The organism is Telmatobacter sp. DSM 110680, assembly GCF_039994875.1.
Classification (GTDB): Bacteria; Acidobacteriota; Terriglobia; order Terriglobales; family Acidobacteriaceae; genus Telmatobacter.
The window spans coordinates 74,453-100,791 of the sequence record NZ_CP121196.1 but is presented as its reverse complement, the minus strand read 5'-3'; the positions used below and the strand labels follow the sequence as shown (position 1 = coordinate 100,791).

The following is a 26,339-nucleotide window of genomic DNA, read 5'->3' as shown; positions in this document are numbered from 1 at the left end:
ACCGACGGATCGCCAAAGCAGAGCCGCTATTCCTTGTTGCTGACGAGCGAGAACATAGCTCCCTGAGGATCCTGGCCGTTGATGATCCACCCTCCACCGGGTACCTGCATCGGTCCGTTCAGGATCTTTCCCCCGCCGGATTCAACACGCTTAGCGGCTGCATTGATTGAGTCGACGTTGAAATAGAAATTCCAACATGAAACCGGTATATGCGGAGCTTTGGTCATCATTCCGCCGTCGCCCATCTCCTTCTGGTCTCCCTCATCGAACAGGCGATAGATACCCATTGGTCCCATATCCATATCGCTGACTTTGGTCCAGCCAAAGAGCTTGTTGTAGAAATCGAATCCGGCGTCGACATCTGTTGTATAGAGCTCATGCCAGCCGATAGTGCCAGGGGTCGGGGATGCAGGACGTTGCGGCGACGGCATATTCGGATCAGGTGTGAAAACCACGATGGCGGCGCCCTGCGGGTCAGACAACACGGCGAATCGAAGCATGCCGGGTACGTCCGTCGCGGGTTTCCATATCTTCCCGCCGGCTTCGACAATCTTTTCGATGTGAGCATCGACATCATCCACCGAGATGTAGCCAATCCCGCCGGAGTGTCCGGTCATGTGCAACATTCCCGCGATCCCGACGTTACCGAGGTTGAAGGTGGTATACGATGTGCCGTCTCCTGAGGGCATCTCCTGCGTAGTCCAACCCACGACGTCGGAGTAAAACCTGCCTGTACTCGCGGTATCGCTGGTCATGATTTCGTACCAGCTGAATTTTCCTTTTGGCGTAAACATCGTAATTGCTCTCCTTGTTGGCGAAGGCCCGAGATGTCAAAATTTACTGCACTGATAGCGTTGATATCAACTCAATCCATGATATGTCAATCAATCTAAGATTAATTTTGGTGCAGATTGAGATATACCAACTGCGCGACCCGCGACTTCCTGCGTCGGTCGTTTGGTTGCCTCCGCACGGTCTTGGGCCAAAACGAGATAACCTTTTTAGGCTTCAATTCCATCGAAGCGCCTATGCAAGCCAAACGCCTCCTGAATACGCCATTGGAAGGCCGAGCAAACTCCTCCATCTTTATCGATGGACGTGAAGCGCCAGCAGTGACTGGCGAGCCGCTCGTCGAAACGATCAACCGCGCTCTGCCTGCTCGCCACTTGCCGCAAGTCTGCTATCACTCACAGCTCGGTCCGATCGAGACGTGCGACTGCTGCATGGTTCAAGTTGACGGCGAACTCCGCCGTGCCTGCAGCACCCAGGTGATTCCGGGGATGGAAGTAGTGACTGAAAGCGCGCAAGCCGATGCAGCCCAGCGCGATGCTTTTGACCGCCTGCTGCAGAACCACAACCTGTATTGCACCGTCTGCGACAACAACAACGGCAACTGCACGATCCATAACACCACGGCCAATCTGAATGTAAAGCACCAGGCACGCCCTTTTCGCAGTAAGCCTTATGAGCAGGACCTGTCGAACCCCTTTTATCGTTACGATCCGGACCAGTGCATTCTATGCGGTCGATGTGTCGAGGCCTGCCAGAATGTCCAGGTCAATGAAACCCTCACCATCGAGTGGGAGCGCGAACATCCCCGTGTCTTGTGGGATGGAGGCGAGAAGATCGAAGGTTCTTCGTGCGTCTCCTGCGGGCACTGCGTCACGGTCTGCCCCTGCAACGCATTAATGGAGAAATCGATGATTGGCGAAGCCGGCTATCTCACCGGTCTCCCGCCCACAGTTCTCGACGCCATGATCAAGACCGTGAAGGAAGTCGAGCCTGAGACCGGCTATGGCCCGATCCTCGCTCTCTCGTCCATCGAATCGAAGATGCGCGAGTCACGCGTCAAACGAACGAAGACCGTGTGCACCTACTGCGGCGTCGGCTGCTCTTTCAACGTGTGGACCCACGATCGCCATATTCTCAAAATTGAGCCCGCCCAAGGCCCCTCCAACGGAATCTCCACCTGCATCAAGGGAAAGTTCGCGTGGGATTACGTCAACTCTCCTGACCGTCTTACGAAGCCTCTCATTCGAGTCGAAGACGCGCACGGAGAACACACCTTCCGCGAAGCAACCTGGGACGAAGCCCTCACCCTCATCGCAGAAAAGTTTTTAAAAACGAAAAAAATCTACGGCCCTGACGCACTCGCCTTCATTGCATCGTCGAAGTGCACAAACGAAGAAAGTTATCTGATGCAGAAGCTTGCGCGTGCCGTAATCGGAACCAATAACATCGACAACTGCTCGCGCTACTGCCAAACTCCTGCCACCATGGGCCTCCAGAGAACCGTAGGTTACGGAGGGGATGCCGGTTCAATTCAAGACATCGAAAAAGCTTCACTCGTCGTCATCGTCGGCTCCAATACTTGCGAAAGTCACCCAGTTCTCTCCACACGCATTAAGCGCTCCCACAAATTGCACGGCCAGCGCATCATTGTTGCCGATCTCCGAAAGCACGAGATGGCATCGCGCGCCGATATCTTCATTCAACCGCAGCCATCCACTGACACGGTCTGGCTCAACGCCGTCGCCAAATACATTCTCGATCAGGGTTGGCACAAGCATGCGTTCGTCGAACGCTGGGTCAATGGATTCGAAGAATTCCGGCAATCACTGCAGCCCTACACACTCGATTTCGCGTCGAAGCGCACCGGTATCGCCGTCGAAATGCTTCAGCGTATCGCCCAGGAGATAGCGCACTCTGATACCGTATGCATCCTGTGGGCAATGGGAGTCACGCAACATTGCGGCGGATCAGATACCTCCACCTCGATCTCCAATCTCCTCCTTCTCACTGGAAATTACATGCGTCCGGGCACGGGTGCATACCCCCTGCGTGGCCACAATAACGTTCAGGGCACCAGTGATTTCGGATCCATGCCCAACGTCTACTCCGGCTATCAAAAAGTGGCCGACGAGGAGGCTCGCAAGAAATTCGAAGTAGCCTGGAAGGTCAAGCTTCCCGCCAAAGATGGGCTCGACAATCACGAAATGATCCGGGCCATCCACGAGAAGAAGCTGAAGGTTTTATATCTCAAGGGCGAAGATACGATTACGTCGGATGCGAATGCAGGCGACGTAACCAAAGCTTTGTCGATGCTCGATTTTCTGGTTGTGCAGGATGTGAACTTCTCTGAGACCGCGCGCTTTGCCGACGTTGTGCTCCCCGCATCGCCCTCTCTCGAAAAAGAGGGAACCTTCACAAATACAGAACGAAGAATTCAGCGCATCTACAAGGCATTGGAACCCCTCGGCGACTCCAAACCTGATTGGGAGATCATCCAACTGATTGCAAATCGTCTTGGCGCTGGGTGGCGATACGATCATCCATCGCAGATCATGGAAGAAGCGGCGTCGCTAACGCCGATCTTCGCGGGCGTCTCCTATGAACGTCTCGAAGGCTATAGCTCGTTGCAATGGCCGGTTGCGAAAGACGGCAAAGATTCTCCTGTTCTCTTCACTGAGAAATTCAATTTCCCCGATGGGAAAGCTAAGTTCCATCCGGTCGAATGGATCGAGCCCTCTGAACTGGTCAACGACAAGTTTTCACATCACCTGAATAACGGCCGGCTTCTCGAACACTTCGAGCAGGGAGCGATGACGTACCGGAGCAAGGGAATTCGACAGATGACGCCCAGTAACTTTGTGGAAGTCTCGCCCGAACTCGCTCGTGAAAAGGGCTTGCAAGATGGCAGTATGGTCCGATTGACCAGCGAATACGGGGAGGCCGACGTCCCCGTTGTCGTCACCGACCGGGTTTCCGGCTCTCAGCTCTACATGCCGCTCAACTCCACAACTCAACCAGTGAATCGCCTGACAGGATCGAAGGTCGATCGTGCCACCCACACACCTGCCTACAAAGAAATCTCGGTTGAGATGACAGTGTTGCAGGAGACGCGTCCCAACCCGCTTCCTCCATCGAACTTTCGCCACGGTCATCCTACCCCGCAGTCCGGAGTCGAAGTGCAACGCAAATGGAAGCGCGCGGACTATAGTCTTCCGGGTTCCAACGACGGAAAGCAACTCGTTCAAATCACCACCAAGGTGTAATCATCCGAGGTCTCCCATCATGGCAAAACCAATCGCATTCGTACCAAAGTCTACCGACCCGAAATTCGAACTGCAGCATCAAGTCAGCGCCGCACCTGGGCAACACGCCGAAGCAATTCTCGCGGCATACGATCTTCTTGATGAAGCCCACCGCCAGGGCATTCTCGACGCCCTTCAAGGTGCCATCGGCGCGCGAGACACGATCGCCGGTACCATCGCTAACTATGCCGCACAGCCTGAAGGCACTAACGCAATGCGTAATCTTCTTGCGTTCGGAAAGCTCCTCGGCACGTTGGATCCTGAACCGTTTTCCAAATTCTCAAAGGAGGCCTACACTGCACTCGAGAAGCACGATATCGAAAAAGAACCGCCAACTCTATGGCAGCTGTTCAAACGCCTTCGCCACCCCGAAACTCGTCGCGGCTTATCCCTGGTGATGGCCATGCTAGGTGCAGTTGGACGAGCCAGCCGTAGCCAGTCGAGCACGGCAATGTGATCCCCGCTGACCAAGCCCGATCAATTTCTCAACAGGAACAAACCCTGCTGATTCCGCGCATCTAATTCGCCAGGCAATGAGGAGATGCGTCCCATGGCAAAGCTGGTTTCCGATCTGATCGTAGAGAGGCTGATCGAATGGGGAGTCGACACAATTTTTGGATATCCTGGCGACGGCATCGATGGTTTTTTCGAAGCATTGCGAACCCATCAGGATCAACTGCGCTTCATCCAAGTCCGGCATGAGGAAGCCGCCGCCTTCGCCGCCTGCGGTTATGCCAAGTACACCGGTCGCATTGGCGTCTGCTGTGCCACATCCGGCCCGGGCGGAATTCATCTTCTCAACGGTCTCTACGATGCCAAGTGCGACCAGGTGCCGGTTCTCGCCATAACCGGTCACACCTTTCATGACCTCATCGGCATGAACTATCAACAGGACGTCGATCTCGATAAGCTCTTCATCGACGTAGCTGAATTCAACGAACGCGTCATGGGCCCTGCTCACGCGGTCAACGTCGTCGACATGGCTGTGCGCACCGCGTATGGCCGCCGTGGTGTCTCCCATATCTGCATTCCTAAGGACATCCAGGAGTGGCCAGTTTCCGATAAGATGCGAAGCTCTCCCAACATTAAGGGCCATAGCGGCGATTGGGAGAAGCCATCAACCGCGGTTCCAGCAGAATATCTAATGCGCCAGGCCGCCGAGATTATCAATCATGGATCGCGCGTTGCTATCCTCGTCGGCCGCGGCGCTATCAAAGCCCGCGAGGAAGTTACGCAATTAGCTGAGACAGTAGGCGGTCCCGTCATCAAGGCGCTTCTGGGCAAAGGAGTACTGCCCGATCGCAGCCCCTACACCACGGGCGGAATCGGCCTGCTCGGCACGGCTCCCTCCGTCGATGCGATGGAAGAATGCGACACCCTCATCATGATCGGCACAAGTTTTCCGTACATGGACTTCTTTCCGAAGCCCGGCCAAGCTAGGTGCGTGCAGATCGAACTCGATCCCACACGCGTAGGCCTGCGCTATCCGGTTGATGTGGCGCTCGTTGGAGATGCGAAGGCGATTTTGCACGCGCTCCTTCCCCTGCTCAAGGAAAAGAGCCACAAGTTTCTCAAGAAGGCTCAAGACCGCATGAAGACTTGGAATGAACTAATGGAAGAGCGCGGCACGCGCACCGACATGCCCATGAAGCCGCAGGTAGTCACGCACACGCTCAGCAAACTGCTTGAAGACGACGCCATCATTGCTACTGACAGCGGAACCATCACCACCTGGGCAGCTCGTCACATCGAGATGCGCGGCACCATGCAGTTCGCGCTCTCTGGATCGCTCGCCACCATGGCAAACGGGATTCCATACAGCATCGCCGCAGCCATCGCGTATCCCGGCCGCCAGGTCGTGTGTGTCATCGGCGACGGCGGAATGACCATGCTGATGGGTGAAATCGCCACGCTCGTCAAATACAAATTGCGCGTAGCCGTCATCGTCATCAAGAACAACGTCCTCGGCCAGATCAAGTGGGAGCAGATGATCCTCGATGGCAATCCCGAATTCGGAGTTGAACTTGAGCCCATCGATTTCGCCAAGGTCGCCGAAGCCTGCGGTGCTCGCGGATACACAATCGAGCAGCCCGAGCATGCAGAAGGAGTTTTGCGCGAGGCACTTTCAGCTGCCGGCCCGGTGGTGGTTCAGGCCATCGTCGATCCCCATGAGCCGCCCATGCCCGGGAAGATCGCCACCGATCAAGCATTCAAATTCGCCAAATCGCTTTTGCGCGGGCAGAAAGATGCAATCAAAATTCTTGAGACTGTTGCCGAAGATCAACTGCGGGAAGTGATCTGATTTTCGTCACCGCAACATTCGTCCAACTGCTTTAGTGCTTCCCGTTCGCTGGCAGATGAAAGTCGGCGATCAGCGGCAAGTGATCGGATGCAATCATCGCTCTCCGGCTGCGCCAGATTTCTGTGCTCTTCATCTCCAGCGGCGCTTCGTAATAGCAGTGATCAAGACTCAATATTGGAAGCACTCCAGGATAGGTGCGCGCCGAACGCCGGTTTCGAATGGGACGATCGCTCTGAAAACTCTGCTGCAGTAATCTCGTCGTAAGCCCGCGCGTCCACTCGTTGAAGTCGCCGATAACGATGCGCGGTCCACTCAAGTCAGGCTGTGCCAGGATGTCCTCGCCGATTAACACCGCAATTTGTTTACGACGCTCCATGTAGCCTGTGCCCAGATGCACGTTAAACACATTGACAATTCTGTCCGTGCCCACCTCAATCGCGCACTGCAGCACGCCACGTTCTTCACGCGTCGACTTGGTAATGTCATGCGTGCGTGTCTCCACAATCGGAAAGCGCGTCATCAGCATGTTGCCGTAACGTCCTCCATGCAGCGGACGTGTTTCACCGAACGACACATTTAAATCCGGAAACGCCTCGGATATCTGTCGCGCCTGGTCGAACTTTCCTGTGCCTCCCTCGGCATCCACAATTTCTTGTAGACATAGGATGTCCGCTCCCAGTTCTTCAATAACGCGAATTACGCGGTCCGGCGATATCGTGCCATGAATCCCTCGGCACTTGTGGGTGTTGTATGAAGCGATGCGGAATTGAGCCGAGTCTTTGTTCATTGTTGTCGCTCGATCACCATGCCCATTAGCTCTGTCGCACGCTCCGTTAACGGTCGGTGATTCCAGTCTTCCAGTGAAATCCTGCGGCTCTGTTTCAGATCAAGCGCCATATCATTCTCAAATCGCATCGCCACCGAAGTATCTCTCACCGCAAGGTTCACTTCATCATTAATTCCAAATGAACGATTATCAAAATTCGTCGCCACCACCAGCCACAGGTCATCTACGCACAATACCTTGGCGTGAATCATCGACGGTCGATATTCGTACACCTCGGCCCCGGCTTTCAGCAACTCCCCGTACCCGGCCCGGCTCGTACTGCGCGTTACCATATGATCGCTCTTCCTGCCGGGGACGAGGATCCGTACCCTCAGTCCGCGTTCTACCGCATTGCACAGTTCCTGCATCAAGCTCTTATCAGGAAGAAAATACGGCGTGGTAATTGAGATGCTGCGCCGCGCAGACGCCAGCAGCAGCTGAAAGAGAATCCGCGCCCGCGTCGACCCGCCCACCGTCGGCGTGCTGTTAACCACCATCGAAACCAGCGGATGGTCATTCTGTATGCGTGGAAAATACGCCTCTCCCGTCAATAACTCGCCCGATGCTGCCAGCCAATTCTCTGCAAATGTGGATTGCAAGTTGTACACCGCTTCGCCCTCAACGCGCACCACGGAATCGCGCCACCGAGGCTGTCCATCCGCACCCTTGTACCACTGGTCTGCAATGCCCGCCCCGCCGATGAATCCGATCCTGCCGTCCACAATCATCAGCTCTCGATGCGTGCGATTATCCATGTGCATTAGACGATCCCAGCGCGGCGAGTTGTACCAGTTCACCTTGCCCCCGGCATCAAGCAGCGTCTTGAAAAAAGACTTCCCAGTCCCCGCGCTCCCAAAGGCGTCGAGCACGAGATTCACACGAACGCCGGTTCTCGCACGTTCCGTCAACGCATCGACATACTGCCGGGAGATATCGCTTTTTTGAAAGATGTACGCTTCCAGATTCACGCTTTGCGCAGAGCTCCGGATGGCTTCTAATTCAGCGGGATAAAAAGCGGGTCCATTGGTTAGAACTTCCAAATCGCCGGTTCGATTCAACTGCGCATCCGTCAGCGCTTCCACGATCTCCAGAAAGCGATCGCAATCATTCGGAGGCAGTTCGTCCACGCTGGTCAATTTGTATCGCGGAAGGGGTCCGATCAAACCGCCCAGCAGCGACGACAGGAAGAAAATCAGCGCAATCAGCGCAAGCACTGCCACGCCGGTGGGAACTGAGACTGCCAACATCATCACGCCGGGCCGCCTTTCCAAGCAGCGTTCGGGTCATCGTTCGTGAATTGAAGAATGCGGCATGCGAGGGCGATCACTTGGGTTTAGATGCACATGAAAAGGGAAGAGTTCGCGCCTTAATGCGATCTTCAACTCGGCAAATCAAGTCCTTCAATCCCGCGCCGGCAGATTTTGCAGATCGATCCCTAACTGCTGACATTTTTTGTAAAGATGGCTCCGTTCCAGCCCAAGCGCCTTTGCTGTCTGCGTAATATGCCGTCCGTGCCGCTCGAGTTCCGCGAGCACTGCCTCCCTCTCAAAAGCAAGCACTCGTTGTGCGAGCGGGCCCGCTCCGCCATCAGCCCTCATCTGCGCTCCACCGCCATTCGGCGTCGCGGGGAGCGCCATGCGCACATCTTCGGCTGAAACCGCATCGCCTGCAAGTAAGAGGAGTCGCTCCACGACATTACGTAGTTCGCGAATATTTCCCGGCCAGCCGTATTCCTTCAGCGCCCTAATTGCTTCGGAGCTGAATGGAACAGGCTTCCATCCGTTTTGAGTACTCACTTGCCGCGCAAAGTGTTCCACCAACGCTGGCAGATCTTCACATCGCTCGCGCAAAGGCGGCAGCGTCAGCGGAAACACCACCACGCGGTGATACAGATCGCGCCGGAATCCGCCGTTGTCGACCAACTGTTCTAGATTACGATGCGTTGCCACAACCACGCGCACGTCAACCTTGGTCGGCTTGTCGGAGCCGATCCGTTCCAATTCACCCTCTTCCAGCACGCGCAACAGCTTGGCCTGCATCGCCACCGGCATATCGCCGATCTCGTCCAAAAAAAGAGTTCCCCGATGCGCCTGCTCGAACTTGCCACTGTGCCGTTGCGCCGCACCCGTGAACGATCCCTTCTCGTGTCCGAACAGCTCGCTCTCAATCAACTCCGCCGGCACCGCCGCGCAATTCAACGTCACAAACGGTCCACTCGCGCGATGACTTTTTTCGTGCACAGTGCGCGCTACCAGTTCCTTTCCTGTGCCGGTCTCGCCATAGATGCAAACCCGTGTCTCGCTAGCCGCCACGCGCTCCACCTGTGCCATCACGCGCCGCATCGTCTCACCACTCCACACCATGGTGTGCTTGCCCACACGCATGCGCAGATCACGATTCTCCGCTTCGAGTCGCGTCAGCTTCATCGCGTTCTCGACCGTCACCAGCAGTTTCTCGGTCGTCAGCGGCTTCTCCAGAAAATCCAGCGCTCCCAACCGCGTCGCCCGAACCGCCATCTCGATATGCGCCTGCCCGCTCATCATCACCACAGGTGTAGCGACCTCGGCATTCTTCAGGTCTTCAAGCAGTGAAAGCCCATCGCGTTTCGGCATCACCACGTCGCTCAGGATTAAATCGAAGGGCTGAGCCTGCGCCAATTCCAACGCCCGCGCGGCGTTGTCGCACACCACAGCCTCGTGCCCCGCCAGCCTGAAGGCGCGCGACAGCGATGCCAGCGTGTTGGCTTCATCATCGACAATCAAAATCTTTGCGCTCATCCCTCATCCCTCGGCAGCGTGATCACAAACGTCGCGCCCCGTCCGTTCCTGCTCTCCACCGTTATGGTACCCGCATGATCCGCCACCACCGACTGCACAATCGCCAGCCCCAACCCCGTCCCGTGCTGCTTGGTCGTGTAATAGGGTGTGAACAGCCGCTCGCATTCCTCCTGCGTGAGTCCCTGGCCAGTGTCCGCCACCCGCAACTCCACTTGCTCGCCCTTCGCATGAGCTGAAATAGTCACCGTTCCACCTTCAGGCATTGCATCCTTCGCATTGAGTACAAGATTCGACAGCGCCCGATGCAGCAGGTCAGGATCCACCATCAGCGGCATCGGCCGATCATCAACTTCTGTCTTCACCGTGATTCTTGGACCGTCTTCGCCAGCAACTGCATAGAGCGCCCTCACTCGCTCCACTACCTCCCGCGCATCAATGTGTTCGAGCTCCGGCTTCGGCATCTTGCTGAAGTCGCTGAACCGTCCAATGATCTTCTTCAGATTGCCGATCTCCATCCCCAGCGTCTGCGTGCTCTCGTTGAACACTTCATCGAACTCCGCCTCCGGCAGCTGTCGCGCTCGCACCAGGTTCTCCACCGTCAACTGCAGCGGAAACAGCGGATTCTTCAGTTCATGCGCCAGCCTTCGCGCCAGTTCACGCCATGCCGCAACGCGTTCGCTCTGCACCAGTCGCTCGCGCTGATTCGATAACTCACCCGTCATGTGATTGAAACTGCGTGCCAGCACCGCAACCTCATCTCGCCCCCGCACCGGCACCTGCGTGTCCCAACTCCCGCTTGCCACTTCTTCTGCCGCCCGAGCCAGCTCCTCCACCGGTCGTGACACCCGCGCTGCAATCCACAAGCTGAAGATAATCGCCAGCAGAATCCCGCCACTCGCCACGCCGTAAGCAATCGCGCGAATCTGCTGCTGCTCCGCAACCAGGCCGCCTCGCGAAATCGCAACCGTCAGCACCGCCAGAACCTCACCTGCCGAATTCTTCAAGGGGATTGCTGTCGCAGTAACGCTGTCTTCGCGCCGTGAGGTCAGGTAGAGAACGCCACTCAACTGCTGCCCGCCGTTGCGCGCGCGATCAATCAAAGAAGCGTACCGTGGAGCTTCCGCCATGTCGCCATTTGCACTTACCAGTCGCTTAGGATCAAAGCCTTTCGCAAGCACATTGTCTGAATCGACCGCAATGCTGTACAGCCCCACCTGCATCCCTGGCGCAACCGGCAGATCCGCCAGAAACCCCTGGTCGAGTCGTCTGCCTGCTACAAGTTTCACAGCAGGTTCAGCTCCACGAATCGCACGCACTGCAAATAGCCCCAGCACCGAACTGCCATCCGCGAGTTCCTCACGTTTGAGGAAAGGTGTCTGCGCAGCCTCCCGTGCGGCAGCCTCTGCGTATCCAAATCGCGCCGGCCACTGCGCCGAACTCACAATGTTTCCATCCGGTCCTACGATCTCAAGAAAATCCAACTGCGCATCCTGCGCCAGCGTCTGCGCCTCATTCAAATACGGGGCAGCGTCGTTCGATTGCACAAGTTCGAACGCCATATTGCGCACGCGTTCCTGCGCTGCAACGCGATCCACGGCCGCGGCAACATCCGCCGATCGATGCTGAAATTCGCGCTGAAACTGGCTGACAAAAAGCGCAGTCTCTTCCTGGTCGCGCGTCTCAAACACCTGCCTGATCCGCACCAGCACCGTCCAGGCCACCGCTGCCACCGCCGCCGCCACAGTCAGCGAGAACAGCAGTAGCAATTTCTGACGAAGGCTCACTGTGCCGCCTCAAGTGATGCATCCGCCAGGTCCGGCATTCCATCCGTGCGAAGCCGCAAGTCACGCACGCGCGCTCCGGTAGCATAAGCACGCGGCAGATCAAGGAGGGGAACTACCGTCTTCTGATCCAGCGCGTTCTGCTCGGCTTTCAATAATTCCTGCGCAGTCGTTGCGGTCATCGGAGTAAAGTCTCCCACACTCCGCAGAATCTGCTCGAGCGCTGCCGATGGCTCAATCTCAGCCACGCGAATTTCGCGTAAGACTAGGTCCGCACGCTGCGCGCCTGGGCTCGCCATCTGTACATTGAATCCTGCCTCCCGCAGATTCAGCCCAATTCGCTGCGCTGCCAGTTGCATTGCGCCGTCGCCCTCGGTCGCCAGAGTCAGCGTTCCAGTCGTCAGTCCTCCACGAAGCTCATGCGCTTTGTTCAAATCCCGATCCGTCGGAAACAAGAAGGAATAGCCCGTCATTCTCTGCGGCAGCAAACTCGCTGTCACTTGTCCCTGTTTCTGGAAAATCACGCTGTAGATGGCGCTGCGATCGACTGCTGCCGCAATGGCGCCGCGCAATTTCACATTTGCCAGCGCTCCCATGTCAGTCACCTGCATCACTAGAAGCCTGACCGGGGGCGATATCAGAACCGTCATCCTCTGTTGCTGTGCCTGTCGCAACAACTCCGCAGGAACCTCGACAACATCGGTACGCCCCACACTCAGATCCAGCCATTGTTCGCGTACCGGCCGACGCACCCGGATCTCCATCGCATCCGCAAACGGCCGGCCCTGCCAGCAGTTTTCATTCGCAGTTAACGTCAACACGCCATTGCTAAATCCGGTCATTTGGAACGGTCCCGTCCCAATTCTTCCCGCCGGAGTCTCCCCATCTGGCGTGGTGGTCTGTGCGATCAGAAACTGATCACCCGCCAGCAGTGCAGGCAAATTCGGCATCGGCGAATCGCTCGTAAACACCACAAGCTGACCCACCGCTTTCACCGCGCCCCAAGGGCAATCTGCAGTGCACGAACCTGTAAGCGATACCGCCACCGCCGCCGACGTCAACGATGTGCCATCGTGAAAGTGCACTCCCGGACGCAGCCGAAATTGCCAGCGGTGATTGTTATTGTCTGAGTCCCAAGTCAGCGCCAGCGCCGGATGCACCGCGCCGCTTGAATCAAGTTCGGTCAGCGAGTCATACACAAGCCGCCGCGCAATTCCATCCTGCCGCTCCCACGGATCGCCCGCGATCTCCACCCGTAGCGTGCCGCCATAGTGCGAACGCGTCCTTCCCCATGCGCAAATCCCAACCGAGACCAGCAGAAAACTAATTGCAAAGCGCCGTAACACGGTCCACCTCGTATTGGTTGCTTGCATTACGCACCACAGCAAGCGCACTCTTCCCATCCGCAGCCGTCCACAGCGCGGTCACTGCTCCGTCCAGCGCCAGCGGACCGCTTACCGCGATTGCCTCCAGCGCAGGAATATCAAATGCGCGCAAGCTATCGTTCGCCGCTTCGCCCGAGCTGGACGAAATCACCTGTGTGCCTGCACCACATCCAGAGCGCACCACAGCGAAATCGCTACCCCAGTCACGAGTTCCCGCAACCGCGCGCAGCGCCCCGTTCTCCACGATTGAGACTTTGCCATCAATTCCCGCAACCAGCAAAGCTGCTCCGCCCGCCGCACGCGGAATCATTCCTGCCGAATAGAATGCCGGCAAATCCACACCGATCGCTGGCGTCACAACTCCAGTGAAGTAATCGCGCGCGGGATTGTAAAACGCCTTCAATGCGGTCGCACTACTCGCATCGGCGCTCTGATAAATGGGCCAGGGATCGTCGCTCGCATGACAGCGTACGCTCCAGCCACTGTCTGCGGTAGCGCCGGCCAGGGGAAGGGAATAGTTGCCCGTGCATTGCCCTCCCGGAATATAGGCCGTGAAGCTCCCGCCATCCGCGTTCGCCATCAGGATTGCCCGAGGATCTCGTGGCAGCTTCCTATTCAGCGGAAATGCATTCACTTCGGCCCAGCCACTCACTCCGGAAGAAAAAATCGAAATGCGATCCGCGAATATCACCACGAGGTGTCCGTTGATCTGAGCAAAAGCCAGAATAGGGTTGTCTTGCGCTGTTCCGCCAATTCGATTGAAGAGCCCTGCGACCTTCTCTTTGCGCAACACCAGCCTTGAATCCGCAGCTGCGACCCGCTCGGCAGAAAGCTCCACATGCACCATCGCCACGTGCGTCACGTGGCCTTCCACTACCTCAGCAACCCACAATCTCTCGCGTGCATTCTCACTCAGCGTCACGCGAATCAAATTCGCGCTCTCCGCACCGGAAGTCAGCACTCCATGGGAGTTCAAATCCTGTTCCAGCGATTTCCGAATCGCGGGAATCTCGCCCGTCTCAATCGTGGATAAATTTCGAATGGTCAACTGCACCTGGCCAGGCCCGAGAATGTCGCTGACCTGTCCCGCTAGGTCCGCTGCGGGTTGCGCCCAGCGGCTCGGCTTCACCGATGCCTGCGACGCGCATATTGCGACCGCTGACAACCCTGAAAGCCCCAACATGATTGCCCGGATCCGCCTCATTGCCCTCATCATTTCTCTGCTTGTTCTTTGCGCGGATTATATCGTTTGCGGCTAAGTGCGTCCGTGAATCCGCACTGCCAAGTGTCCTGCTGGTAATGAAGAAGCGCAGCTCCCGCTGCGCCTCTTCTGCCACCCCTTTGCGTCAATGCCCACTTTTCGGTCCAACCTCCGACTCTGAATCCATCTCCTGCTTCACCACCGGCGCATTTGCCATGCTCTTGAACACATCGTTCGCAAAGAAGAACTTTCCGTCCGACGGCACCATCATCACCTGGATCTTGTCCGAAAGTCGCTCGGCCACGATCTTGTTAATCAACAGCGGTGACTTGTTCAACAGCGCTGCCTCGCTCGTCATCCGTTCTGCATTGGCACTGGCAATCAACTTGATGCGACTCGCCTCCGCATCGGCCAGCAGGTTGCGCCGTTGCAGTTCAGCCTTGCTGTCAATCACTTTTGCTTCCGCGTCTGCCTGCGCATTCTGGATAGTCGCTTCCTTACGCGCTTCCGCCTCCAGCTTGCTCTGCTCAATCTGTTTCTGCTTCAGCGGCAGCGTGTATTGCATCGCATCCGCCTCACCCTTGGCTTCAATCACCCTCGAGTGCGCATCGCCTTCAGCCTGCTTCTCCTTTTGTTTTGCCATGGCCTCAGCCTGCAACTCGGCAATCCTCACCTGCTTCTGCTGGATCTCGGTGTCCACAGTCATCTGGTCGTCTTCCTGCTCTTTCAACAGCAGTCCTTCCAGACCCTTCGCATACTGCTCTGGCAACTGAATGTCCGCCAGCATCACTTCTTCCACTACGATCCCGTCCGCACCCAGCTTCTTCGTAATAATTTCTGCAGCCTTATTCCTCACTTCTTCCCGCTTGCTCGAAAAAATCTCGCGTACCGTGTACGACGGCGCCAGTTCGCGCCACGCACTCGCCACCACCGGAGGTACAAGCTGTTTATCCGCCGGTTGCTCCAAGTGCGCCTGCACGCTGGCCAGCTTGTTTGGGTCGAGGCGATACCGAACGGTCACCGCCATCCCGATGTTCAGTCCCTCGCGTGATTGCACCGTCATCGAATTCTTGATGCCGGGCGTGCCTGCATCCGCTACTCCCGCAGTGAAGATGTGATCGCGCAAATCAAACAGCTGTACGCTTTCCACCAGCGGTGTCACAAAGTGCAAACCCGGATACAACGTTCCCGGTTCTGTTCCGCCAACCTGGCTGATGCGCACGCCGCCCATCCCGCTCGGTACCACCACCATGCTCGTCGCCATCAGCAGCGGGATACATGCCACCAATGCCAGAGCCACTGGTCCGCGCCAAACAATCGGACCAGGTTCCGGCTCCACAACGCCCGACTCCAACAGCAAGCCATCCTTGCCGGACTTCTTCTTCATCACATAGTGAATCTGCATCCACAATCCATGCAGCGGGATTCCCGCTGCAATCGTCATCAGCAACATTCCCGTGATCATCAGCAACGTCTTCAGCGCAATCATTTTCCGCCTCCACATACGTGGGTGTGCTCTTTCCGTCCGCACCGTGGCGACATTCCGCCTCTGGGCGCCCCGTGTTTTCTGGCTAACGGCCATGGAGCAAGCAACAGCCGGACCAGCCCGCCAAACGTCAACTCCTCAAACAACAGCGCCGCCGCTACCGGCAACAGTGCCGCCCCCATCCCGCTCATCGCATCTGCCAGCAGCCTCATCGCGCCCTCCCCATCATTCGTTCCGGACAAAACTCTCAGTCGACCCTGACTACCAGTTGCCTGTAACCGCCACACCGTCCGTAGCTGACGCGATCGTTGCTGTCGCCGGGGTTGCCGTTGCGCTAGCCGTCATCACCGGTTCCCGTGTGCCCGCAACCACTGGCTGCTGCTCTCCGCCGAACAACTGCGCCGTCTCTTCGTTGCGCTGGCCGACTAGCTCCACCGTGTCACCCACATTCACCAGCTCGTACATCTCTTCCAGATCTTTCTTCGCCATCCGGATGCACCCATGCGAAGCAGCTTTGCCGATCGACTTCGGTTCATTGGTCCCGTGAATTCCGTAGCCCTTCACGCTCAGTCCCATCCACCGCGTCCCCACCGGATTCCCGGGTCCCGGCTGCACTGTCTTGCCTTCATGCTGATAAACGGGATTCTTGACGCGCCGTGCAATCGAGAACGTTCCGGTGGGACTCGGTGTCGTGGGCTTGCCCACCGCAACGGTGTAGACCTTCTTCACTTGTCCGTCTTCCACCAGCGCCAGCTTGCGGTCTGCCAGGCTCACCACGATCACGCGCTTGGCCGGAACCGCGACCGTCTTCGTCGCAGCAACCTGCTGCCCCATCGCCTGCACTCCCAGAACCGCCGCCGCACTCGCCGTCACCGCCCATTTGCTCAATCCGTTCATCGCGTCCCCCACTTGATCTCGTTCCGCCACGCTGAAAGAGATTGCAGGACGCATGCCAATGCGCCAAGCATTGAAAACAAGACATTTAGTGGAAGAAATTGCGATCAGGGTCGTGTCTCGATAAACACGACTGTGTCTCGGCTGACACGTTCGAAGACGAGCCAGTGTGGCAATCAAGCTGATTGCGCTAGCAGTCGAGGCTATTCACTTAGAACAAGAACTGTTTCGTCAGAATTCCGACGATCAAGACCTTGGGTGCCCCATCCATGCGACCCCTTTGTCGCATGGGTGGGAAAGCGAGAGTCCACCCTCCAGCACCGCCATCCTGGGTCTCTCTTGAGACATGAGAGAAAGAACCGAACGAGACGCGATCCCTACGCCAACTCCACCCCGCGCGTCTCCGGCAGCATCAACGCCACGCAAGCCGCCCCGGCAAACGCCGCTGCGCTAGCCCCAAACGCCCACGGCAGTCCATGCCGCTCGCTCAGCACACCAATCGTCACCGGAGCCAGCGCACTCAATCCACGCGCCACGTTATACGAAATCCCCAACGCCGTAGCCCGGCTTTCCGTGGGAAAAATCTCGCTCCCGATAATCCCCGATCCCGTAAAGAATCCCGTTCCGAAAAATGCTGCCACGCACGCGAAAAGAAGAATCCATCCCGGCTGTCGCGCCCCCGCCAGCAGCGGAACCGCCAATGCAGCCGCCGCCAGATACACGACGAATGTCCGCTTCCGGCCAAACCTGTCTGCCAACACCCCAAACAGCAAATAGCCCGGCAGCATTCCCAGCAGGTTCACCGTCACCAGAAATCCCGTCAGGCTTAGCGCCGCAAATCCACGTCCGCCCTGCGCCGCCGGCAGCACCAGGTAAGCCGGAATCCACGTAAACAATCCCCACCACCCGAACATCCCCAGCGTGTTCGTAGCCGTCAGCACCGCGAGCGCCTTCACCGATCCGCGTAGCCTACTGCATGTCTCGTCCTTCGCCCGTGCAGCATGAGCACGCTTCCATAATGGCGGCTCCGGCACATGGCTCTGAATCCAAAACACCAGCCCCGCCGGCAGAATCCCCGCAAAGAACACCCATCGCCAACTCGCATGGGCCAGAATCAATCCCGCCACCACCGCCGAGATCGCATAACCCACCGCCCAGCTGCTCTGCACAATACCCAGCGCACGTCCTCGCAGCGCCGACGACCAACTCTCCGCAACCAGCGCCGCACCCGTGTTCCATTCGCCGCCCATCCCCAGTCCCAGCAGAAACCGGCATACCGCCAGCATCGTGATGCTGGTCGAGAAACCGCACGCAAACGTGAAAACTGAATAGACGAGGATGCTCACACTCAGCATCCGCCTCCGCCCGAATCTATCCGCGAGCACGCCAAATAACAGCCCGCCCAGCGCGGAAGCGATCAGGGTCAGCGCATTCAACAACCCCGCCGTCGTTCGGCTCATGCCGAAAGCGCGCATCAGTGTCGCCAGCACAATGGAGTAGAGCATGACGTCGAATGCGTCCAGCATCCACCCCAGCGACGCCGCCAGAACCACCCGCCGTTGCGTCGTCGTTGCCTCGCTCCAACGGAACGAAACTACCGGCGCTAAATTTGGGTTGATTGAAATGGATAAGCTCCGTTCAGCATTCGTTCCGAGTGAACTCCAGCGTCTCACTCCTCATCGCTTCAGGTCTACATTCAGAAAGCCTGTGCCTGATATGTTTTGTGAAGTGGCTCCGCACCTCACCATCGCCATCGACACCGGCGGCACCTTCACTGATTGCGTCTACCGCATCGGCAACCGCATCAGCGTGCTCAAGCTCCCCTCCACACCTGACGATCCAAGCCGCGCCATCCTGGAAGCCGTACGCCGAATTGCGAGCCAAGTTCCTCATGCGACCGTCGAAGTCCGACACGGCACCACCGTCGCCACCAACGCCCTGCTCGAACGTAAAGGCGCACGCGTTGCGTTCGTTACCACCGCAGGATTTGAAGACACGCTCGCCATCGCCCGTCAGGCACGCCCCGATCTCTACGACTGGAATCACCATCGCCCCGCGCCCATCACCGACATCTGCTTTGGCATCCCCGAGCGCATCGGGCCCAACGGCGAAGTTCTCCTCGCGCCTAGCTCATTCTCGCTCGATCATCTCTGGCGCGACATCCGAAAATCCAAAGCTGTATCCATCGCCGTCTCACTCCTCTTTTCCTTCGTGAATCCGGCGCACGAGCAAGCCGTCGCCAAGGCTCTCGAATCTCTGCACCTCCCAATCTCGCTCTCTCACCAGGTTCTCCCCGAGTTTCGTGAATACGAACGAGGATCGACAGTAGCCCTCAACGCTTACCTCGCTCCGCGCCTGCAAAAATATATTCAGGCCCTCGAACGGGGTCTCGCTAGACGCAACGCGACCCTCAGCATCATGCAATCCTCGGGCGGAATCCTCTCTGCCGCCTCCGCCGCGCGCGAACCTGTTCGCACCATCCTCTCCGGACCTGCTGGAGGCGTCATCGGCGCACTCGGCGTCGCTCGCTCCGCCGGCATCGATCGCATACTCACCTTCGATATGGGCGGAACCTCCACCGACGTTGCGCTCCTCGATGCAACGCGCGAGCCGCCTACCAGCACTGAAGGCCAGATCGCAGGTCTCCCCGTCGGCGTTCCCATGCTCGACATTCACACCGCCGGCGCGGGCGGTGGCTCTCTCGCATGGATGGACACCGCCGGCGCTCTGCAGGTTGGTCCGCAATCCGCCGGAGCCATTCCTGGTCCTGCGTGCTACGGCCGTGGCGATCAGGCCACCGTCACCGATGCCAACCTCGTCCTCGGCCGTCTTCATCCCGATTACTTCCTAGGCGGTGCCATGCGTCTCGACGAAGATCGCGCACGCAGATCGCTCTCCGCCGTCCCTACAAAATCCTTCGACTCACTCGAGCATCTAGCCGAGGGCATCCTACGAGTCGCTAACGCCCGCATGGAATCAGCTCTTCGCCGTGTCTCCGTGGAACGCGGCCACGACCCGCGCGCCTTCACGCTCCTCGCATTCGGCGGTGCTGGTCCGCTTCACGCCTGCGCCCTGGCTTCGGCACTCGGCATTCGCCGCGTTCTAATTCCCGCCGCTCCCGGAGCACTCTCCGCACTTGGCATCCTAGACGCCGACCTACGCCGCGAATTCTCGCGCACCGTCATGCTCGCGCCTGGTGCCCCGCAAATCGCGAGAATCTTCAGCGACCTTGAAGCAGATGCCCGAGCAGTATTCACAGCCGAAAACGCAAAGCCCATCTTTACACGTTCCGCTGACGTCCGTTATCAAGGCCAGGGCTTCGAACTCCGCGTCGATTGGTCCGCCAAAGCGGTGGAGAAATTTCATAGCCTCCACGCGCGATCTTACGGATACTCCGACCCCACCCGCACGGTCGAAATCGTAACCCTGCGCGTTCAAGCTGTCGCGCGCTCCCGGAAGCCGCGACTCACGCGCGCATCTCTCAGCAAGCCCGGCGCAAGCCAGGCGCAACTCTCCACGCACCGCATCTTCGAGGACGGCCGCTGGCGCAATGCTGCGCTCTACGACCGTGCCCTTCTTCATCCCGGCAATCGCATCACTGGCCCAGCGGTCATCTCGGAACTCAGCGCCACCACCTATCTGCCCGCCAACTGGACAGCCGCCGTCGACTCGCTCTCGAATCTCGTCCTCACCCCAACATCAGGAGTCCGTGGATGACAACGCGCCACCAGCCCGACCCAGCCGAAATCGCCGTTATCGGTCACGCGCTCCACTCCGTCGCCGTCGAAATGGGTGCAGCTCTGCGCCGCACCGCCTTCTCGCCCAACATCAAAGAGCGCCGCGATTATTCGTCTGCTGTTTTTTCCGCGGACGGCGACCTCATCGCGATGGGCGACGACATGCCTGTCCACCTAGGCTCGATGCCGATGTCCGTCGCCGCCGTGCTAGCGGACCTTCGTCTTGAAAACGGTGATGTGGCTCTGCTCAACGATCCCTATCGTGGCGGCACCCACCTGCCCGACATCACCATGGTCGCTCCCGTGTTTTTCCCTGGCCGCAATCGCGCTGCGTTCTACATCGCCAACCGCGCCCACCACGCCGACGTCGGCGGCATGTATCCCGGGTCCATGGGGCCCTGCCGCGAGATTGCGCAGGAAGGTATCCGCATACCGCCGGTCAAGCTCATGCGCGCCGGAAAAATGGACTCGCAACTTCTCGCAACCATCCTCGCCAACGTTCGCACTCCCAGAGAACGCGAAGGCGACCTCACCGCGCAACTCGGTGCATGCCGCATCGGCGCCACACGCATGCTTGAACTAGTCACCCGCTTCGGCCACGCCCGTCTGCTGAATGGAATACGCGCCATGCTCGACGGCTCCGAGCGCCTCATGCAAAACGTCCTGGCCTCGTTGCCCGCCGGCCAGTGGCAGGCTGAAGATTTTCTCGACGACGATGGCGTAATCTCCGGCCCCATCGCCATTCGCGTCAACATCAGAAACGATTCCAAACGCCGCCGCGCTATCGTCGACTTCGCTGGTACTGATCCCCAGGTTCCCGGCAGCATCAACGCTGTATACGCCATCACCTGGTCGGCAGTCTTCTATGTTTTTCGTTGTCTGTTGCCGCCGGGCGCCATCGCCACCGCCGGACTCATGCGTCCCGTTAAAGTTCTCGCACCCGAGGGCTCCATCGTCAATGCGCGTCCACCCGCAGCTGTTGCAGGCGGCAACGTTGAAACTTCGCAGCGCATCGTCGACACTCTCATGCGCGCTCTCGCTCCCGCACTGCCCGATCGCATCCCCGCCGCCAGTTCCGGCACTATGAACAACCTCACCATCGGCGGTATCGATCCGAGAAACGGCCAGTCTTACACGTACTACGAAACCATCGCCGGCGGCCACGGCGCCTCGCCGCAATCCCCCGGCGCAAGCGGCCATCACGCCCACATGACCAACTCTCTCAACACTCCCGTCGAAGCGCTCGAGTACGCCTATCCCTTCCGCATGATTCGTTACGCGCTCCGACCGAACTCCGGCGGAGCAGGGAAGCATTGCGGCGGTGACGGCATAGTTCGCGAACTCGAATTGCTAGGCGATGCGCAGGTGACGCTACTCGCTGATCGGCGTAAGACACAACCATGGGGACTGCATGGCGGTAACTCCGGCGCAGCGGGTCACACCACCATCGTTCGCGACAACATCGAAGAAGAACTCCCCGGCAAATGCACCCGCGAACTCAAACCCAGCACCCGCATCCGCATAGAATCCCCCGGCGGCGGTGCCTGGGGCAAGTCGAGTTCCTGAACACCGGATGCAAGCTTCCAGCATTTACCAAGCTAGTTCATTAGATAATGTGTCATCCTGAGCAGCTTGGAGCCCCCACAAAGTTGGAGTAAGCGGATCGAAGGATGTCTTATCCTTCGATCGATGCAGCCGTGAATAAACAGATAGGCACCGCGAAGGGTCCGCCCTTCACTCCCCGGTTCTCGGCTTCCACACCCGAAACTCCCCGCTCACATGCAAAAAGCTCATCAGGTACAACATCCCATCGTAATACCGGTTCTGTCCCGACGGAATCGGCGCATTCCACAACGCCTCCGTGAACTTCTTCTCGGTCGCACGGTCTTTAGCCGCCAGCCCCGCCACAGCGTTCGTTCCCATCAGTCCAATCGGATGATCTTCATGCGTCAGCCCCGGCGTCGCGCCCAGATCTTTCCCATCCAGCGTGAACACAGGGCCGTACTTGTCGACACCCTGCGACGCGAAAAACTTCTGTATGCGATCGCTAAGATCCTGCTCTGCGGGAGCCTTGTGCCACCACGACCAATCGACTGACCAGTTGCTCGCAGTCCTCCAGGCGTCGTATCCGAATTCACCCGACTGCGGAAACCGGTTCACATGCGGAGTTCCATCGAAGTTCGCATAACTTGGCGCCAGTCCCGTCACGGGATTGGTGGTCTTCACAAAAAATACTCGACTCGTCTCGGCCGCCTCTGCCCAGAACGCGCGATCCTCCTTCGGTCCCCATCGCGCCCACAACTCATAAAATGCCGGAAGATGATAGGAAGGGTCCGTAAATGCCTGGCCAAACACATCCGGCACAAACAGGATCATTGGAGGATCTGGATTCATCATCGGCCCCACCGTGTGTGGCCCATACTTTCCCGGCGCGGTGATCAGTGGCCGATGCACCATCGCTGTCAGCAGTTTTTCCGCTTCAGCGTGATAGTCGTAAATCCCTCTCCCATCTCCCCAGCGATTCGACGCGAACAATAGTGCCATCGCAAAATACGATTCCCCATCCGGAGCGGCTCCCTCGGAGTTGTGGGTTCCATCCGTCTTGCACGACCACGCGAAAAACTGGTAACTGGGCACTTTGGGATCGGCGATGTACATATACGTCTTCGCCCAATTCCAGATCGCGTCGAACTCATTTTTTTTCCCCAACTCAACCGTGATCATCATCCCGTACGACATGCCCTCTGTCCGTACATCGTGATTCGCCCAGTCCGTCACATACATTAGTGGCCCATTCGCGTTGCTCCCCGCGTCAAACGCAATCGCCTGAGTCTGCTTGTCGCCGTGAAACAGTTGCTGATACGCCGCGTCAATCTTTGCTTGTATCTCTTTCTGTGAATGCCCATCCTCCGCAAACATGTTGCGGTATTTGCCCGTTGCATAGGCTCCGATTCCGTCTTGGAAAGCATTCTTGGCGATCGCCATCGTGGAGCTCAGCACTAATCCAAATACGACTGCCCTCGACAACTTCTTTGCCACGCGCACGCTATTCCTCCCGGGGTATTCTCAGTGAAACGGTTTACTCGCGTCCAGAAGTATACCGTCACGTCATTACAATTGTTCTCAGCAAAAAAGCCCGGGCAAAAAGCCCGGGCTTTGATTCTTGTAGTCTCGCTAAATGGAAAACTGCGCCGTCGCGCTTTCCTTTACTTTTCCGGAGGAAGCGGTTGCTTCTCCTTCTTCTTTTTTCCCTCATCCGCTTCGCGAGCCTGGGCATCCAGCCCGCGCGTCGGATCCTTGTGGAACCATTTTCTTGATATATCAGGCCAGAACTCCTGGAAGATCGAACCTGCCGTCCCTTCCGCTGTCACGGTCATTCCGTTGCCAATGGTCTGTCCTATCCCCGAATCGCTCGACGGATAGTAGTAGTTTGAGAGCGCGCCCGAGACGATGTTGCCTGCAATATTGGAATAATTCGGCTCCCACTTCCCCGAATTGTCGTGCTTGCAAATCACTGCCGAAGCCATCGCATAAAGCAACCGATGCTTTGTGCTTCCATGGCCCAGCCGAAAATAACGCGGATCCTGGTGAAGCAGCGCCGGCAAAAATCCGTTGCCAATCATCGTTCCGTCGAAAGCATCGAGATACGCAGCACCGGATCGTTTGAAATATCCCTCAGTTCCCCATCCGAATCCCGGATCGTCGTCCAGTCCTTCGTGCAGACCCGCCACCACAAACGCCGTCGCAAATGTGATCGGATCGACCGCAGAGCGAAATGCCAGTGATATCTTTTCTTTCCCCGTCAGCGATACCGCGTCTCCGCGATAACTGGTGTTGAACGCGGGAATGATTCCGAGCACGCGTTGATGTTCCTGCTCGTTGATCTGCTGCTGAGCCTTCTTGCGCGCATCGTCTGATTGCGGTTGGGGCATCGAGGGCTGTTGGGAACTTGAACTGCTTTGCCCCGTGATATCAAAGTCGCCGCGTGGCAAAGCCGCTTCCGACGTCTCTCCTATTGAAACCTGCGGCAGGGGAGCATCGGGTAGCGATCGATCAAGTCCCATCGTCGGCGCACTCGATGTCCGAGGTACCTGCCCTTCCTGTTGCGCAACGGTGGCAAGCGGCGCCGATAGAAGTGCGCCGCACAAAATTAAGCGTAGAGCAGATTGCATTCAACCACCAGTCGTTGGCCTTGCCGGAATCTCGTGCTTCTCTTCAGCGCTACGGGATCGGGAATCGGGAATTTGCTGTCTCATACTCAGACTCGCTGCAAACTCCTCCGATTCTAAAATTCTAGACGAAAAATCCCTTAACCCGCAGGCCCCTGTTCCAGTTAGACGGACAACCGTAACGTCAAGACGACACCAAGCGGAGAACAAAGGGAAGGCCGAAAGCCCTCCCTATCCATTGCTCGCCATTCTGCTCTTCATTTCGTTCAGCATCACTTCGACTTTGTCTTCGCTTTCAAGAGCCCTGAATTTGTCTTCAAGCGACTGCGGTGTCAACACTTCCGCCGACGCCGCGTTCTCAGCTGCCGTCACGTGTACTTTGCTCTTCATGCGGTTAATCGTGTTTTCTTGATCGTTCCCTACGATGTGCTGCGCCTGCGCTGCGCGGCCTATCACCCTTGCCCTGCGATGCTCGGCAATCAACATCTCGCAATGCGCGCGGGTTTCGGTCAGCTTCTGCTCCAACTTGTGCAGCGCCTGCCGCAGGCTGTCCGCTTCCTGTTTCTGATCCTCAGCCTGCGTGGTGAAACCAATCGCCAGTTGATCCTGGCTCAACGCACGCTCCAGAGCGGCACGAGCCAGATCATCCTGGCCTTTCTGCACCGCCAACTCCGCCTTGCGCCGCCATTCCGCTGCCTGCTGTTCGTGCTCCACCTTCTTCTTGTCCAGCAGATGCTGATCAGCAATCGCAATCGCCACCTGTGTCTTCACCTGCATAAGCTGGTTCTCCATATCCAGTACAACCTGCTTCAACATCCGCTCCGGATCTTCGGCTTTCTCCACCAGATCGTTCAGGTTCGCCCGCAACAATGTGCTTACTCTATCCAGTAACGACATAAAACCTCCTCGCCTTCCGTAGTTCGATCTTCATTTGTTTCATTCAACTCGCACTGTTACTTCGCAGGCGGCTTCGTCGCACCTTGTTTCGACGCGGCCTGCTTTGATGGCACAAACGCCGCCATCTCCTTCATCATTTCCTTCGTCATGGCCTGGCTTCGTGGCATCACTTTCCCCATCACGATCGGCATGAACTCCTGCGCGATGACGGGTTGCGCATTTAAAAGATGTTGCCCAGCCGGAGAGCTGTAAAACACAATCAATCCGTCGACGTCATCCTTACTTAGATGACGCTGATAAATCTCTCCCATGTCCGTGATCATCTCGTCGGCTGGATAAAGATCCATCGCCTTACCAACATACTTGCTCATTACCGTTTGCATGCCTTCACGTTGTTCAGGCGTGAGTTTTGTCCCCGACGGCAGCTCTGCCTCAGTCTGTTTCATCGCCGAAGTGATCTGTTGCTGCACCATCGCGGGCACCATTTGCCGCATCGACTGCATCTGCTCCTTCAGCCGCATTACTTCAAATAACTTTGTCAACTGCTCCAACGTCGGCTTCTGGTCAGCCGGCACCACTGCAGTGGACGCCTGTCCTCCAGCCGGCACCACTTCGGACGACTGGGGACTCTGCGCAAACACGAAGGCGGACGATGTGCCCACTGCAATTCCTAAAATCATCGCCGTACGAATAATGCGAATCATGTCTTCCTTCCTCAACTTTCTTTCTGGCTGGCGTGGCAGAAGAGCTTTCTCCCGCCACGCGCCTGTTGAACGATGTGAACCACTCA

At 57.6% G+C, this 26,339-nt stretch carries 20 protein-coding genes; 5 read left to right on the top strand and 15 right to left on the bottom strand.

Going from position 1 to position 26,339, the window contains the following annotated elements:
* Positions 1–26: 26 nt before the first annotated feature.
* The gene (locus tag P8935_RS00390; RefSeq protein ID WP_348263030.1) at positions 27–794 is read right to left on the bottom strand and encodes a VOC family protein; all 768 of its coding nucleotides are present in this window, start codon (positions 792–794) and stop codon (positions 27–29) included.
* 234 nt (positions 795–1,028) lie between these two features.
* Between P8935_RS00390 and fdhF the strand changes: the two genes are divergently transcribed.
* The 3 genes from fdhF to P8935_RS00375 all read left to right on the top strand — a co-directional run bounded on the left by fdhF (position 1,029) and on the right by P8935_RS00375 (position 6,396).
* A complete protein-coding gene (fdhF, locus tag P8935_RS00385; protein WP_348263029.1) occupies positions 1,029–4,055 on the top strand; it encodes a formate dehydrogenase subunit alpha in 3,027 nt (1,008 codons plus the stop codon).
* 19 nt (positions 4,056–4,074) lie between these two features.
* The gene (locus tag P8935_RS00380) at positions 4,075–4,551 is read left to right on the top strand and encodes a DUF1641 domain-containing protein (protein ID WP_348263028.1); all 477 of its coding nucleotides are present in this window, start codon (positions 4,075–4,077) and stop codon (positions 4,549–4,551) included.
* Between the two features lie 93 nt (positions 4,552–4,644).
* Complete coding sequence (locus P8935_RS00375; RefSeq protein WP_348263027.1) at positions 4,645–6,396, top strand: thiamine pyrophosphate-dependent enzyme; 1,752 nt, start codon at positions 4,645–4,647, stop codon at positions 6,394–6,396.
* 31 nt (positions 6,397–6,427) lie between these two features.
* On the opposite strand, the gene P8935_RS00370 is transcribed toward P8935_RS00375, so the two are convergent.
* The 10 genes from P8935_RS00370 to P8935_RS00325 all read right to left on the bottom strand — a co-directional run bounded on the left by P8935_RS00370 (position 6,428) and on the right by P8935_RS00325 (position 18,419).
* Positions 6,428–7,183, bottom strand: a complete 756-nt coding sequence (locus tag P8935_RS00370) for an endonuclease/exonuclease/phosphatase family protein (protein ID WP_348263026.1) — start codon at positions 7,181–7,183, stop codon at positions 6,428–6,430.
* Complete coding sequence (locus P8935_RS00365; protein WP_348265378.1) at positions 7,180–8,472, bottom strand: phospholipase D-like domain-containing protein; 1,293 nt, start codon at positions 8,470–8,472, stop codon at positions 7,180–7,182. Before P8935_RS00365 ends, P8935_RS00370 begins: the two co-directional genes overlap by 4 nt.
* 150 nt (positions 8,473–8,622) lie before the next feature.
* Positions 8,623–9,999, bottom strand: a complete 1,377-nt coding sequence (locus tag P8935_RS00360; protein WP_348263025.1) for a sigma-54 dependent transcriptional regulator — start codon at positions 9,997–9,999, stop codon at positions 8,623–8,625.
* Entirely contained in the window at positions 9,996–11,783 is a 1,788-nt protein-coding gene (locus tag P8935_RS00355; protein WP_348263024.1) for an ATP-binding protein, read from the bottom strand. The genes P8935_RS00360 and P8935_RS00355 overlap by 4 nt, the downstream gene beginning before the upstream one ends.
* A complete protein-coding gene (locus tag P8935_RS00350) occupies positions 11,780–13,126 on the bottom strand; it encodes an ABC transporter substrate-binding protein (RefSeq protein WP_348263023.1) in 1,347 nt (448 codons plus the stop codon). The genes P8935_RS00355 and P8935_RS00350 overlap by 4 nt, the downstream gene beginning before the upstream one ends.
* A complete protein-coding gene (locus P8935_RS00345) occupies positions 13,104–14,369 on the bottom strand; it encodes a hypothetical protein (RefSeq protein WP_348263022.1) in 1,266 nt (421 codons plus the stop codon). The genes P8935_RS00350 and P8935_RS00345 overlap by 23 nt, the downstream gene beginning before the upstream one ends.
* A 142-nt stretch (positions 14,370–14,511) precedes the next feature.
* On the bottom strand, positions 14,512–15,855 hold the full coding sequence (locus P8935_RS00340; RefSeq protein ID WP_348263021.1) for an SPFH domain-containing protein: 1,344 nt from the start codon (positions 15,853–15,855) through the stop codon (positions 14,512–14,514).
* Positions 15,852–16,064: a hypothetical protein gene (locus P8935_RS00335; protein WP_348263020.1), complete on the bottom strand. Its 213-nt coding sequence runs from the start codon at positions 16,062–16,064 to the stop codon at positions 15,852–15,854. Before P8935_RS00335 ends, P8935_RS00340 begins: the two co-directional genes overlap by 4 nt.
* Positions 16,065–16,113: 49 nt before the next feature.
* Positions 16,114–16,803, bottom strand: coding sequence for a L,D-transpeptidase (locus P8935_RS00330; protein WP_348263019.1), 690 nt, complete (start codon positions 16,801–16,803; stop codon positions 16,114–16,116).
* Positions 16,804–17,123: 320 nt separating this feature from the next.
* Positions 17,124–18,419 (bottom strand): MFS transporter, encoded by a 1,296-nt coding sequence (locus P8935_RS00325; protein WP_348263018.1) that lies wholly within the window; start codon positions 18,417–18,419, stop codon positions 17,124–17,126.
* Positions 18,420–18,462: 43 nt separating this feature from the next.
* Between P8935_RS00325 and P8935_RS00320 the strand changes: the two genes are divergently transcribed.
* Both P8935_RS00320 and P8935_RS00315 read left to right on the top strand, forming a co-directional pair.
* A complete protein-coding gene (locus P8935_RS00320) occupies positions 18,463–20,463 on the top strand; it encodes a hydantoinase/oxoprolinase family protein (RefSeq protein ID WP_348265377.1) in 2,001 nt (666 codons plus the stop codon).
* Complete coding sequence (locus P8935_RS00315; protein ID WP_348263017.1) at positions 20,460–22,049, top strand: hydantoinase B/oxoprolinase family protein; 1,590 nt, start codon at positions 20,460–20,462, stop codon at positions 22,047–22,049. Before P8935_RS00320 ends, P8935_RS00315 begins: the two co-directional genes overlap by 4 nt.
* A gap of 168 nt (positions 22,050–22,217) precedes the next feature.
* Here P8935_RS00315 and P8935_RS00310 read toward each other — a convergent pair whose 3' ends face one another.
* The 4 genes from P8935_RS00310 to P8935_RS00295 form a co-directional block, all read right to left on the bottom strand.
* On the bottom strand, positions 22,218–23,522 hold the full coding sequence (locus P8935_RS00310) for a glycosyl hydrolase family 8 (protein ID WP_348263016.1): 1,305 nt from the start codon (positions 23,520–23,522) through the stop codon (positions 22,218–22,220).
* A 167-nt stretch (positions 23,523–23,689) separates the two neighbouring features.
* Positions 23,690–24,655 carry a hypothetical protein gene (locus tag P8935_RS00305; protein WP_348263015.1) on the bottom strand — a complete coding sequence of 322 codons (966 nt, stop codon included), beginning with the start codon at positions 24,653–24,655 and terminating at the stop codon, positions 23,690–23,692.
* 228 nt (positions 24,656–24,883) lie between these two features.
* Positions 24,884–25,549: a PspA/IM30 family protein gene (locus P8935_RS00300; protein WP_348263014.1), complete on the bottom strand. Its 666-nt coding sequence runs from the start codon at positions 25,547–25,549 to the stop codon at positions 24,884–24,886.
* 56 nt (positions 25,550–25,605) lie between these two features.
* Positions 25,606–26,253: a DUF2059 domain-containing protein gene (locus P8935_RS00295; protein ID WP_348263013.1), complete on the bottom strand. Its 648-nt coding sequence runs from the start codon at positions 26,251–26,253 to the stop codon at positions 25,606–25,608.
* Between the last annotated feature and the right edge of the window lie 86 nt (positions 26,254–26,339).

Excerpts from the sequence above, each read along its gene's own strand:
- P8935_RS00390 (WP_348263030.1), bottom strand. The coding sequence starts at position 794 with ATGTTTACGCCAAAAGGAAAATTCAGCTGGTACGAAATCATGACCAGC.
- fdhF (WP_348263029.1), top strand. The coding sequence starts at position 1,029 with ATGCAAGCCAAACGCCTCCTGAATACGCCATTGGAAGGCCGAGCAAAC.
- P8935_RS00380 (WP_348263028.1), top strand. The coding sequence starts at position 4,075 with ATGGCAAAACCAATCGCATTCGTACCAAAGTCTACCGACCCGAAATTC.
- P8935_RS00375 (WP_348263027.1), top strand. The coding sequence starts at position 4,645 with ATGGCAAAGCTGGTTTCCGATCTGATCGTAGAGAGGCTGATCGAATGG.
- P8935_RS00370 (WP_348263026.1), bottom strand. The coding sequence starts at position 7,183 with ATGAACAAAGACTCGGCTCAATTCCGCATCGCTTCATACAACACCCAC.
- P8935_RS00365 (WP_348265378.1), bottom strand. The coding sequence starts at position 8,472 with ATGATGTTGGCAGTCTCAGTTCCCACCGGCGTGGCAGTGCTTGCGCTG.
- P8935_RS00360 (WP_348263025.1), bottom strand. The coding sequence starts at position 9,999 with ATGAGCGCAAAGATTTTGATTGTCGATGATGAAGCCAACACGCTGGCA.
- P8935_RS00345 (WP_348263022.1), bottom strand. The coding sequence starts at position 14,369 with ATGAGGCGGATCCGGGCAATCATGTTGGGGCTTTCAGGGTTGTCAGCG.
- P8935_RS00340 (WP_348263021.1), bottom strand. The coding sequence starts at position 15,855 with ATGATTGCGCTGAAGACGTTGCTGATGATCACGGGAATGTTGCTGATG.
- P8935_RS00335 (WP_348263020.1), bottom strand. The coding sequence starts at position 16,064 with ATGAGGCTGCTGGCAGATGCGATGAGCGGGATGGGGGCGGCACTGTTG.
- P8935_RS00330 (WP_348263019.1), bottom strand. The coding sequence starts at position 16,803 with ATGCGTCCTGCAATCTCTTTCAGCGTGGCGGAACGAGATCAAGTGGGG.
- P8935_RS00320 (WP_348265377.1), top strand. The coding sequence starts at position 18,463 with ATGTTTTGTGAAGTGGCTCCGCACCTCACCATCGCCATCGACACCGGC.
- P8935_RS00315 (WP_348263017.1), top strand. The coding sequence starts at position 20,460 with ATGACAACGCGCCACCAGCCCGACCCAGCCGAAATCGCCGTTATCGGT.
- P8935_RS00305 (WP_348263015.1), bottom strand. The coding sequence starts at position 24,655 with ATGCAATCTGCTCTACGCTTAATTTTGTGCGGCGCACTTCTATCGGCG.
- P8935_RS00300 (WP_348263014.1), bottom strand. The coding sequence starts at position 25,549 with ATGTCGTTACTGGATAGAGTAAGCACATTGTTGCGGGCGAACCTGAAC.
- P8935_RS00295 (WP_348263013.1), bottom strand. The coding sequence starts at position 26,253 with ATGATTCGCATTATTCGTACGGCGATGATTTTAGGAATTGCAGTGGGC.